At 72.5% G+C, this 10,211-nt stretch carries 11 protein-coding genes and 1 pseudogene; 7 read left to right on the top strand and 5 right to left on the bottom strand.

Annotation, left to right across the window (positions count from 1 at the left end):
• Window positions 1-28 precede the first annotated feature (28 nt).
• Window positions 29-1,147 carry an alpha/beta hydrolase-fold protein gene (locus ACH4VX_RS30985; RefSeq protein WP_398372025.1) on the bottom strand — a complete coding sequence of 373 codons (1,119 nt, stop codon included), beginning with the start codon at window positions 1,145-1,147 and terminating at the stop codon, window positions 29-31.
• Between the two features lie 93 nt (window positions 1,148-1,240).
• Between ACH4VX_RS30985 and ACH4VX_RS30980 the strand changes: the two genes are divergently transcribed.
• Entirely contained in the window at window positions 1,241-1,453 is a 213-nt protein-coding gene (locus ACH4VX_RS30980; protein ID WP_398372023.1) for an MbtH family protein, read from the top strand.
• Between the two features lie 55 nt (window positions 1,454-1,508).
• On the opposite strand, the gene ACH4VX_RS30975 is transcribed toward ACH4VX_RS30980, so the two are convergent.
• The 3 genes from ACH4VX_RS30975 to aztA form a co-directional block, all read right to left on the bottom strand.
• Window positions 1,509-2,396, bottom strand: coding sequence for a GNAT family N-acetyltransferase (locus ACH4VX_RS30975; RefSeq protein ID WP_398372022.1), 888 nt, complete (start codon window positions 2,394-2,396; stop codon window positions 1,509-1,511).
• Window positions 2,397-2,551: 155 nt separating this feature from the next.
• Entirely contained in the window at window positions 2,552-2,722 is a 171-nt protein-coding gene (gene rpmF, locus ACH4VX_RS30970; RefSeq protein WP_361749118.1) for a 50S ribosomal protein L32, read from the bottom strand.
• Between the two features lie 60 nt (window positions 2,723-2,782).
• Entirely contained in the window at window positions 2,783-3,565 is a 783-nt protein-coding gene (aztA, locus tag ACH4VX_RS30965; protein WP_398372020.1) for a zinc ABC transporter ATP-binding protein AztA, read from the bottom strand.
• Between the two features lie 14 nt (window positions 3,566-3,579).
• Between aztA and aztB the strand changes: the two genes are divergently transcribed.
• The 6 genes and pseudogenes from aztB (at window position 3,580) to ACH4VX_RS30935 (ending at window position 9,833) form a co-directional block, all read left to right on the top strand.
• The gene (aztB, locus tag ACH4VX_RS30960; RefSeq protein ID WP_398372019.1) at window positions 3,580-4,434 is read left to right on the top strand and encodes a zinc ABC transporter permease AztB; all 855 of its coding nucleotides are present in this window, start codon (window positions 3,580-3,582) and stop codon (window positions 4,432-4,434) included.
• A 15-nt stretch (window positions 4,435-4,449) separates the two neighbouring features.
• Window positions 4,450-5,697 (top strand): hypothetical protein, encoded by a 1,248-nt coding sequence (locus ACH4VX_RS30955; protein WP_398372017.1) that lies wholly within the window; start codon window positions 4,450-4,452, stop codon window positions 5,695-5,697.
• On the top strand, window positions 5,694-6,653 hold the full coding sequence (aztC, locus tag ACH4VX_RS30950) for a zinc ABC transporter substrate-binding protein AztC (RefSeq protein ID WP_398372015.1): 960 nt from the start codon (window positions 5,694-5,696) through the stop codon (window positions 6,651-6,653). The genes ACH4VX_RS30955 and aztC overlap by 4 nt, the downstream gene beginning before the upstream one ends.
• A 92-nt stretch (window positions 6,654-6,745) precedes the next feature.
• The gene (aztD, locus tag ACH4VX_RS30945) at window positions 6,746-7,951 is read left to right on the top strand and encodes a zinc metallochaperone AztD (RefSeq protein ID WP_398372013.1); all 1,206 of its coding nucleotides are present in this window, start codon (window positions 6,746-6,748) and stop codon (window positions 7,949-7,951) included.
• 63 nt (window positions 7,952-8,014) lie between these two features.
• Window positions 8,015-8,119, top strand: a pseudogene (locus ACH4VX_RS30940) (zinc-dependent alcohol dehydrogenase); the annotation flags it as partial.
• Window positions 8,120-8,384: 265 nt separating this feature from the next.
• Window positions 8,385-9,833 (top strand): nitronate monooxygenase, encoded by a 1,449-nt coding sequence (locus ACH4VX_RS30935; RefSeq protein ID WP_398372011.1) that lies wholly within the window; start codon window positions 8,385-8,387, stop codon window positions 9,831-9,833.
• A gap of 110 nt (window positions 9,834-9,943) precedes the next feature.
• Here the strand turns inward: ACH4VX_RS30935 and ACH4VX_RS30930 are convergent, their stop codons facing one another.
• Window positions 9,944-10,207, bottom strand: coding sequence for a pyridoxal-phosphate dependent enzyme (locus ACH4VX_RS30930; RefSeq protein WP_398372103.1), 264 nt, complete (start codon window positions 10,205-10,207; stop codon window positions 9,944-9,946).
• Window positions 10,208-10,211: the final 4 nt, after the last annotated feature.

Genomic DNA, 10,211 nt, shown 5'->3' with positions numbered 1-10,211 from the left:
GGACCGGCCCCACCGGCCCTCGGGTGATTCATCCCTCTCCCGGCGGCGCGCCGAGCACCCAGGCGACATCGCGCAGCAGGGCGTGGCGCCAGCCCGCCCGGTCGTGGTGCGACGCCGAGCGGGAGACCCGTACGGTCGCACCGGCCTGTCCGGCCAGGTTCTCCACCCGGGCGCAGTGGGGGAGCATCCGCGTCTCGTGCTCCCCCACGTCGAACGTGACCCGCAGACCGGACAGACCGGACCGCTCCCGTAGACGGGCGGCCATGGCGCCGCCGACCGGACCGCCCAACGGGTCCGCCAGGCCGGCGGCGTCGGGTGTCCACCAGAACGCCCCCGACTGGCAGGCCACGCGGGAGACCAGGTCCGGGAACTCCAGCGCCGCGTACAGCGCGCTCAGCCCGCCGAGGCTCTGCCCCGCGACCACCAGCCGGTCCCCGTCGGCGGGCACGCCGGTTTCCGCCACCAGCGGCAGCAGTTCGTCCCGGACCACCTCCCACAGTTCGGGCCGGCACCCGAACTCGGCCTTCCGGTCCTTGGCCGGCAGGAAGACGAGCGTGACCGGAGGCATCGCGCCGGCGGCCACGGCCGACTCGAACGCGGTCGTCGCCGGGTGCAGGTACAGCCAGTCGTCCCCGTCGAGCAGCAGGACCACCGGCCCGCCGCCGCCCACCGGATGGACCCGCACGGTGCGCCGCCCGCCGAGCCGCTCGCTGTTCCAGCGGATCCGGGTGCGCGGCACGGGAAGGACGTCCTCGGGGCCGAGGTCGGGCCAGTGCGGCTGGGCCGGGGCGTCCGGCATCGCCGCGATGGACCGGTCGCCGCCCGCACCGGCCGGGTTGAACGGGTCGGCGAAGGCCGCGCCGTCCACGAGGAACCGGTAGGTCACCCGTAGCCGCGCGGGCATGCGCACCTCGGCGTACCAGCAGTCCGTGTCGCGCCATCGGCCCAGGCGCACCGGCTCCGACCAGCTCTCGAAGTCGATGCTCGCACCGGGGCCGCGCCACAGGAACAAGGCCACCCAGCCGCCGTCACCGGCGGGCACCGACACGGGTGTCCGCACCGTGGCCCAGAACTCGTCGGTGCCGGGTGTGCCGGGCAGCCCGAACGCGTCGAAGTCGCCCTTCGTACCGGCCGCCGGGCCCCGCATGAACGTCTCCTTGTGAGAGGGAAGGGGAAAAGCTAGGCTCATGTCGATTAGGTTAGGCTAACCTAATCTCGGCTTGCCTGGGAGGCATTCGACATGAGCACCAACCCCTTCGACGACGCCGCAGGCAGGTTCCTGGTCCTGGTGAACGACGAGGGTCAGCACTCCCTTTGGCCGTCCTTCGCGGCGGTGCCCGGCGGGTGGTCGGTCGTCTTCGGCGAGAACACCCGGGAGGCGTGCCTGGAGTTCATCGAGGCCCACTGGACCGACCTGCGCCCCCGGTCCCTCTCGGCGTCCGTCGACGGCTGACCCGTCACCGGCCGGTCCGGGGCCGGTGGCAGGTGTGTTTGCGTCGATCATGGCCCTACCCGGCTTGTGGTGCGCCGTGGGAGAACTCGTACCCGGCGAAGTCGGCGACGTGGACGTACCCGATGCGCTGGTAGAGGGCGTTGCTGGTGGGGTTGTCCGGGTCCGTGAACAGGACGACGTCCGTCGCCCCCGCGGCCAGCGCGGCCCTGCTCACCTCGACCGTCACGGCCCCCGCGTAGCCGTGGCCGCGGCGGCGGGCCGGGGTGTGGACGGGGTCCACCCGGACCATGCCGCCGACGACCGAGGTCGCGGCCGCCATCGAGAGGGGGGTGCCGTCCGGGGTCTCCCAGAAGGTGAAGTGCCGGTCGCCGAAACGCGAGTCGCCCCAGGAGCCGGCGTCGATCAGGTCGATGGAGGACTGCTCCCCGACATCGACGCAGAACTCACGGCACCAGCGCACGACTTGCCCACGGTCCTTACCGCCCGCCAAGCGACCCCGGCCCTCTGGGCGCGGTCGCGGTGGGGTGAGCGTGCCGAGACGGTAAAGATGCGTCCGCCAGAAAGGTTCCGGCGCCGCGCCCGTGCGCCGCTGCCATGACTCGGCGAAGGCGCCGGCGGTGTCGCGGTCCGCGATGACGCTGGAGGGGGAGTGGCCGAAGCCGGCCAGGTGAGCAGCGAGGGTGTCGGTCCGCTCGACGGAGAGGGGGGTGAGGCCCAGGCGGCCGCGCGGAGTGAGATAGGAGATCGCGCGGACCTCGCCTCCCGACTCCAGCCGGCCGAAGACCGCGGCTTCGGCGTCGTGTTCGGCCGCCCTGTGTATGCGCAGTTTCTCGATGTCCGTCAGCGGTGTGTTGTGCAGGGCGGGGCGCGAGCACAGGAAGTCCCCGGCTAGGGCGAGGAAATCGTCGACGTCTTGGGTGAAGTGCCAGTCATCCGGGAGCATGTTTCATGATCCCGGATGTCCTCGCTTCGGGGGCACCTGCTCAACGCCTTTCGGCCACGTGACGCAACTGCTCCCGGTCAGCCGCAGGCTCCTGTTCGCCGTCGGCCGTCAGGCATGCGGAGAAGGCCGTGCGCGGGTCCGGCCGGGCATCGGCCTCAGCCCTCCGGGCGCAGCAGGCCCCGCCGGTAGGCGGGCACGAGGTGCTGAGGCACCCGGTGGGTCACGCCGTCCACCGTGACGGGTACCAGGTTCGGCGTGCTCGCCTTCCACTGGGCGCGGCGGTGGCGGGTGTTGCTGCGGGACATCTTGCGCTTGGGCACGGCCATGGGTGGTTCCCTCCGGTCGGAACGGTCGTACGGGAGGCACTCAGCATACGACAATGGTTTTCATGTGCGATAGGTGCCGGATTTCGCGCGCCGGGTGTCTCCGCCCGGCTGCCAGACGTGGGCGAGCGCCGACGGGGTGAGGATCTGCTCGGGATGCCCCTGTTCCACAAGGCGCCCCTCGCGCAGCAGGAGGCAGGCGTCGGCCGAGCGGGCGGCGTCCAGATCGTGTGTGGCGTGGACGACGGTCACGCCGTCGGCGACCAGTTCCGTCAGCAGTGCCGCGATGCGTTCCCTGGCCTCGGGGTCGAGCCCGGTGGTCGGCTCGTCGAGCAGGAGCAGGTCCGACTCCTGGGCGAGCCCTTGGGCGATCAGGGCACGCTGCCGCTGTCCGCCGGACAGGTCCCCGAGTTGACGCGTGGCCAGGTCGGCGATGCGCGTGCGGTCCATGGCCGCGTCCACGGTGGCGCGGTCCCGCCGGGTCAGCCGGCGCCACGGACCGCGTTCGCCCCAGCGTCCCATCTCCACGGTCTGCCGCACCGTCAACGGCAGCGCGTCACCGACCGCGCCGCGCTGGGGGACGAACGCCGGTGGCCGGCTGCCGGTGTGGTGCAGCTCGCCCGCTGTGGGCCGGATCACACCGGCCAGGACGCCGAGCAGGGTGGACTTTCCGCTGCCGTTCGGGCCGACGAGTGCGGTGGTGGCCAACGCCGGTATGCGAGCGTCGAGTCGGTGGAGCACCGGATGGCCGGCGTAGCCCGCGGACAGCTCCGTGAAGCGGATGCGGAACGCCGTGTCCTCGGGGGTGCCGGGCGGGGGGCCGGGTTCTCTGAACATGATTTTCATTATAGTGTGCTGCCATGGAGTGGTTGACAGGCCCTTTCGAGGCGACCTTCGTGCAACGGGCCTTGTGGGGCGGAATATTGGTGTCGGCGATCTGCGCCCTGGCGGGCACCTGGGTGGTGCTGAGGGGGATGGCCTTCCTCGGTGACGCCATGTCGCACGGCCTGCTGCCCGGAGTGGCACTCGCCGCGCTGCTGGGCGGCAACCTCATGGTGGGGGCGCTGCTGAGCGCGGCGGTCATGACGGCCGGGGTCACCGCGCTCGGCCGCACCCCGCGGCTGTCCCAGGACACCGGTATCGGGCTGCTGTTCGTGGGGATGCTGTCGCTCGGCGTCATCATCGTGTCGCGGTCGCAGTCCTTCGCGGTGGACCTGACCGGCTTCCTCTTCGGCGACGTCCTCGCCGTCCGCGAACAGGACCTGGCGCTGCTGGGCGGGGCCCTGGCACTGGCTCTGGCCGTCTCGGTCCTCGGCCACCGGGCCTTCCTCGCCCTGGCGTTCGACGCGCGCAAGGCCCGGACCCTCGGCCTGCGTCCTCGCCTGACCCATGCCGTGCTGCTGGGGCTGCTGGCCCTGGCCATCGTGGCCTCCTTCCACATCGTGGGGACGCTGCTGGTGCTGGGGCTGCTCATCGCTCCGCCGGCGGCCGCGCTGCCGTGGGCGCGGAGCGTGCGCGGCGTGATGGTGCTCGCGGCACTGCTCGGCATGACCGCCACGTTCTTCGGTCTGCTGCTGTCCTGGCATCTGAGCACCGCGGCCGGAGCGACCGTCTCGGCGCTGGCCGTGGTCCTCTTCTTCCTCTCCCACCTGGCATCCGGCATCCGCCACCGCCACGCACGCCCGGCCGGCACCCGTCCGGCGGCAACCGACTGAGAAAGACCTGAGGCGATGTCCTTGTTCGTCCGAAAGAACGTCACTGCCGGGGTGCCGGCCGCGCTCGTGGCCCTCGCGCTGCTCACCGCGGGCTGTGCGGGGGAGGACGGCGACGCGGCCGATCCGAAGGCGGGTTCCACGACTTCCGCCACTCCGCACGGCTACGTCGAAGGCGCACAGGAGGCGGCCGAGCAGCAGTCCCGGCTGGTGCTCAACGACCCGGGTACCGGAGACACCCGGGTAGTGGACCTGATCACCGGGAAGACGCACGAGGTGTCCCGGACGACCGGTACCACGGAACTCACCACGGACGGCCGGTTCGGCTACCTCCACACCCCGGGCGGCACCCGCGTCCTCGACGGCGGCGCCTGGACGGTGGACCACGGCGACCACGTGCACTACTACCGCGCGGAGATACGCGACGCCGGCACGTTCCCGGCAGGAGCGGGTGCGCGGGTGCGCAGCGACGCGGCCGTGACCGCGGTCACCGATGCGGACGGCCGGGCCACGATCCACCGCCGGGCCGAACCGGGGAAGGGCCGCGTCGGCTCGTCCCGCACGCTTCCCGGAACACACGCCGGGGCCGTGGTGCCGTACGCGGAGCACCTGCTGACCCTCACCGGCGACGGGAAGGGCACGCCGAAGGCCGCGGTGTACGACCGTGAGGGCGGGCGCGTGACGTCCCTGGACGCCACGTGCGAGAACCCGAAGGGCGATGCCGTCACCCGGCGCGGCGTCGTCTTCGGCTGTGCCGACGGCGCCCTGCTGATCCGCGGGGACGACGGAGACTTCACGGCCGAGAAGATCCCGTACGACGGCGACGTGCCCGCAGGGGAACAGGCGCCGTCCTTCCGCCACCGCGCGGGGAGCGACACGCTCACGGCGCCGGCCGGCGACCGGGCCGTGTGGGTGCTGGACGTCACGGAGCGCACGTGGACCCGGGTGGAGACCGGTTCCGTCGTCGCCGCCAACACCGCCGGCGAGGGCTCCCCGCTGCTGGTGCTGGAGACCGACGGGGCACTGCACGGCTACGACATCGCCACCGGCGAGCAGATCGCCGCCACCGAACGGCTCCTGACCGGAGAGCGGCGGGCGGGCACCGACGGAAGCGGACCCGTGATCGAGGTCGACCGCAGCCGTGCCTACCTCAACGACCCGGCGGGTGCCCGCGTGCACGAGATCGACTACAACGACAGCCTGCGCGTCGCCCGCACCTTCGACCTGGACATGAAGCCGGCGCTGATGGTGGAGACCGGACGATGACGACACCGAAGCGAACCGTTCCGCGGCTGCGCCGCCTGCTGCCGGCCCTGCTCGCCCTCGTCTGCGCGAGCACGGCCACCGCCTGCACGAGCGGCGACGACCGGCCCCAGGTCGTGGTGACGACCAACATCCTCGGCGACATCACCCGGGAGGTCGTCGGCGACGAGGCCGACGTCACCGTCCTGATGAAGCCCAACGCCGACCCGCACTCCTTCGGCCTGTCGGCGGTGCAGGCCGCCGAACTGGAGAACGCCGACCTGGTGGTCTTCAACGGACTGGGCCTGGAGGAGAACGTACTGCGGTACGTGGACACCGCCCGCGAGGCCGGGGTCGCCGCCTTCGAGGCCGGCGAGGCGGTGGACCCGCTCACCTTCCGGGCACACACCGACGGAGGCCCCGAGGGGGAGGCGGGGCAGCCCGACCCGCACTTCTGGACCGACCCCGACCGCGTACGCAAGGCCGCCGGACTGATCGCCGACCAGGTGATCGAGCACGTGGACGGCGTGGACGAGGCGGTGGTCCGGGGCAACGCCGAACGCTACGACGCGCAACTCGCCGACCTCACGGCCTGGATGGAGAAATCCTTCGACCGCATACCCGAGGACGAGCGCGCCCTGGTCACCAACCACCACGTCTTCGGCTACCTCGCCGACCGCTTCGGCTTCCGGGTGATCGGCGCGGTGATCCCCGGCGGCACCACCCTGGCCTCACCCAGCTCCTCCGACCTGCGCTCGCTCACCCGGGCGATGGAGGACGCCGGCGTGCGCACCGTGTTCGCCGACTCCTCCCGGCCCAAGCGGCTGGCCGAGGTCCTGCGCACCGAACTGGACGGCCGGGTCGAGGTCGTCGAGCTGTACTCCGAGTCGCTCACCGCCAAGGGCGAGGGCGCCGACACCTACCTGCGGATGATGCGTGCCAACACCACCGCCATGACCGACGGCCTGACCGCCGGCTGAACCCGCGCCGTCGTGCCGGGGCCGGCACGGCCGGCCGACCTCCACCCCACACACCGACGCCGCGCCCGCGCGGCCGGAAAGGAACACACACAGTGAACAAGTCGATACGCAGCAGAGTCGTCACCGGTACGGCCCTCGCCCTGGCGATGTCAGCGGTCCTCACCGCCTGCGGGGGAGGGGACGACGCCTCGTCCGACGCGAAGGCGGTGAAGGAGACGCCGGGCGCCAAGCCCGCCACCGAGGTCGAGGACCCGCTGGTCGCCACCTTCGACGGGGGCCTCTACATCCTGGACGGCGAAAGCCTCGAGCTCTCCGGGACGATCGAGCTGCCCGGCTTCAACCGCGTCAACCCCGCCGGGGACGACGACCACGTCATCGTTTCCACCGACAGCGGCTTCCGCGTCCTCGACGCCGCCGAGCAGAAGCTCACCGACATCACCTACGAGGGAGCCAAGCCCGGACACGTCGTACGGCACGCCGGCAAGACGGTCCTGTTCACCGACGGCACCGGCGAGGTCAATGTCCTCGACCCCGCCGACCTCGTCGGCGGCAAGAAGCCCGGAGGGCGCACCTACACCTCCGCCGAGGCGCACCACGGCGTCGCCATCGAGCTGAGCAACGGCGAACTGCTCAGCACCCTCGGCACCGAGGAGAAGCGCACCGGTGCCCTGGTCCTGGACAAGGACGGCAAGGAGATCAAGCGCAACGAGAAGTGCCCCGGCGTCCACGGCGAAGCCGCGGCCAAGGGCGAGGCCGTCGCCGTCGGCTGCGAGGACGGCGTCCTGATCTACAAGGACGGCGAGTTCACCAAGGTCGACGCACCCGACGACTACGGCCGCATCGGCAACCAGGCGGGAAGCGACGCCTCCCCGGTCCTCCTGGGCGACTACAAGACCGATCCGGACGCCGAACTCGAGCGCCCGACCCGTATCTCCCTCATCGACACCGAGACGGCGAAGCTGCGCCTCGTCGACCTCGGCACCAGCTACTCCTTCCGCTCGCTCGGGCGCGGACCCCACGGCGAGGCACTCGTCCTCGGCACGAACGGCGCCCTGCACGTCATCGATCCCGAGACGGGCAGGACCGAGAAGGAGATCCCCGTCGTCGACGCGTGGCAGGAGCCGCTCGACTGGCAGCAGCCCCGGCCCGCCCTCTTCGTCCGCGACCACACCGCGTACGTCTCCGAACCGGGCGAACGCCGGCTCCACGCCGTCGACATCGAGACCGGTGAGAAGCTCACGTCGGTGACCCTGCCGAAGGGCACGAACGAACTCTCCGGTGTCGCCGCCGGCCACTGACACGGCTCGGCACACCACCGCACACCCGGCCCGCTCCGGCGCGGCCGGGTGCCGCGGCCCATCCGGCAGGACCTCGCCGAGGTCTTCCGGCTCCACGCGGCGGGCCGTACGAAGGCCGTCCGGGAGACCCGCCCGCTCACCGCGGTCGACGACTGCGTCGACGAGGTGCCGGGACCCCGGTGCCGTCCGGGCGCCCGGCCCGACCGGCCTGTCGCCACCGGGCGGTGCGGACAGGCGACCGGGGTGTCCTCACCGCCCGGTTCAGCCGGGCGACACCTGCCCCGCCGAGGGCGGCATGTCACCGTGCGCCCGCCGGCGTGACGGTTCCCACACTGCCGCGCGTGGCACCGGACCCGGGGCGGGGTGGCGCGAAGCCTGGTTACGGAACCGTAGGTACGGGTTCCGGCCCCGGCGACCATCCTTGCGAGGAACCATGAGCACACCCCGGACGACCGAGCTGCCCTGGCTGATCCAAGGTGGAATGGGAGTGGGGGTGTCCGGTTGGTGCCTGGCCCGTGCCGTCGCGCGTACCGGGCAGTTGGGTGTCGTCTCCGGCACCGCCCTGGACACCCTGCTGATCCGGACACTGCAGAGCGGTGACCCCGACGGCCACCTGAGGCGGGCGCTGGCCGCCTTCCCCGTCCCCGAGCTCGCCGATTCCGGACGGGAGCGCTACTTCGTCGAGGGCGGGATCGGCGTCGGTGAGCGGTTCGCGGCCACCCCCCGGCTGACCGCTGACGAGGCGTGCCCGGCCCGAGGACTGACGGTCGTGGCCAACTTCTGCGAGGTGTGGCTCGCCAAGGAGGACCACGACGGACCGATCGGCGTCAACTATCTGGAGAAGGTCCAACTCGCCACGGTTCCCGCCATGTTCGGCGCGATCCTGGCCGGCGTGGACTATGTGCTGGTCGGCGCGGGCATTCCCGCGCAGATCCCGGACATCGCGACCCGGCTCGCCCGACTGCGGCTCGTCACCGCACGGCTGGACGTCGAAGGGGACGACCGGCCCGTGCAACTGCGCTTCGACCCGGACTCGGTGCTGCGCGGGGCGCGGCCGGGGCCCCTGCACCGTCCCGACGTCCTGGCCATCGTGTCACTGCCGGCTCTGGCGTCGTACCTGACCCGTTCCGCGCAGACCACACCGGACGGCTTCGTCGTCGAAGGCCACAGCGCCGGGGGGCACAGTGCGCCGCCGCGCGGACCGATGCGGCTGGACGAGCAGGGCGACCCCGTCTACGGCCCCCGGGACACCCCCGACTTCGCGAAGATGGCCGCCCTCGGCCTGCCCTTCTGGATCGCAGGCGGCCAGTGCGGACCGGAACATCTCCGCCGGGCGAGGGCAGCGGGCGCGGCCGGCGTCCAACTCGGCAGTGTCTTCGCGCTCTGCGAGGAGTCGGGCCTCGATCCGCGGTTGCGGCGGGAGCTGGTCGAACGGGAGCTCCGCTCCGAGCTGACCGTGCGCAACGACCCCGCGGCCTCACCGACCGCCTTCCCCTTCAAGGTCGCCGACCTGCCGGGCACGCTGGCCGAACCGGGCGTGAGCGCGGCGCGCCGCCGGGTCTGCGACCTCGGCTATCTGCGCACCCCGTACCGCACCGAGCACGGTGCCGTCGCCTATCGCTGTCCGGCGGAACCTCGCGCGGCCTACGTCCGCAAGGGCGGCACCGCCGAACAGACGGAGGGACGGCAGTGCCTGTGCAACGGACTGCTGGCAGCCGTCGGGCTCGGCCAGCGCCGCCCGCGCGGCGTGGTGGAACCTCCCGTCGTCACCATCGGCCAGGACCTCGGCTTCCTCCGGCGGATCGCTCCCGAAGGCCGCCCCTACAGCGCGGAGTCCGTGGTGCGGTGGCTCTCCGGCGGCCTGGTGGAAGCGTCCGTGTGAGCACCCTTCGGGTGTGTGACCGGGGCGCGGCCCGGCAGCAGCCGGCCGTCGGATCCGCTCATGCCGTGTGTGCGGGCGCGGGGCCCGTGCCGGGGGTGGGCGACGCGGGATCAGGAGAACAGGCCCGTGCTCGGACACCGTTCGCCGGTGTCGGGCAGGACGACGACGATCGGCGCACCCCGGTGCTCCGGCCGACGCGCGATCGTGGCGGCGGCGTGGAGGGCGGCTCCGCCGGAGACGCCGGCGAGGATCCCCTCGGTGCGGGCCGGGCGACGGGCCGCTTCCCGGGCCTGGGGCGGGGAGACGCGGCAGACGGTGTCGTGGACCGTGGTGTCGAGGACGTCGGGGACGGACCCGGCGCCGAGACCCCGGATGCGG

Origin of the sequence: Streptomyces sp. NPDC020731, from assembly GCF_044334705.1 — a bacterium.
Lineage (GTDB): Bacteria > Actinomycetota > Actinomycetes > Streptomycetales > Streptomycetaceae > Streptomyces.
The sequence above is the reverse complement of the archived record's forward strand: the minus strand, read 5'-3'. Positions and strand labels throughout refer to the sequence as shown.

Coding starts and splice junctions, on each gene's coding strand:
- ACH4VX_RS30975 (WP_398372022.1), bottom strand. CDS start 2,396: ATGCTCCCGGATGACTGGCACTTCACCCAAGACGTCGACGATTTCCTC.
- rpmF (WP_361749118.1), bottom strand. CDS start 2,722: ATGGCCGTGCCCAAGCGCAAGATGTCCCGCAGCAACACCCGCCACCGC.
- aztA (WP_398372020.1), bottom strand. CDS start 3,565: ATGAAAATCATGTTCAGAGAACCCGGCCCCCCGCCCGGCACCCCCGAG.
- aztB (WP_398372019.1), top strand. CDS start 3,580: ATGGAGTGGTTGACAGGCCCTTTCGAGGCGACCTTCGTGCAACGGGCC.
- ACH4VX_RS30985 (WP_398372025.1), bottom strand. CDS start 1,147: ATGCGGGGCCCGGCGGCCGGTACGAAGGGCGACTTCGACGCGTTCGGG.
- ACH4VX_RS30955 (WP_398372017.1), top strand. CDS start 4,450: ATGTCCTTGTTCGTCCGAAAGAACGTCACTGCCGGGGTGCCGGCCGCG.
- ACH4VX_RS30935 (WP_398372011.1), top strand. CDS start 8,385: ATGAGCACACCCCGGACGACCGAGCTGCCCTGGCTGATCCAAGGTGGA.
- ACH4VX_RS30980 (WP_398372023.1), top strand. CDS start 1,241: ATGAGCACCAACCCCTTCGACGACGCCGCAGGCAGGTTCCTGGTCCTG.
- aztC (WP_398372015.1), top strand. CDS start 5,694: ATGACGACACCGAAGCGAACCGTTCCGCGGCTGCGCCGCCTGCTGCCG.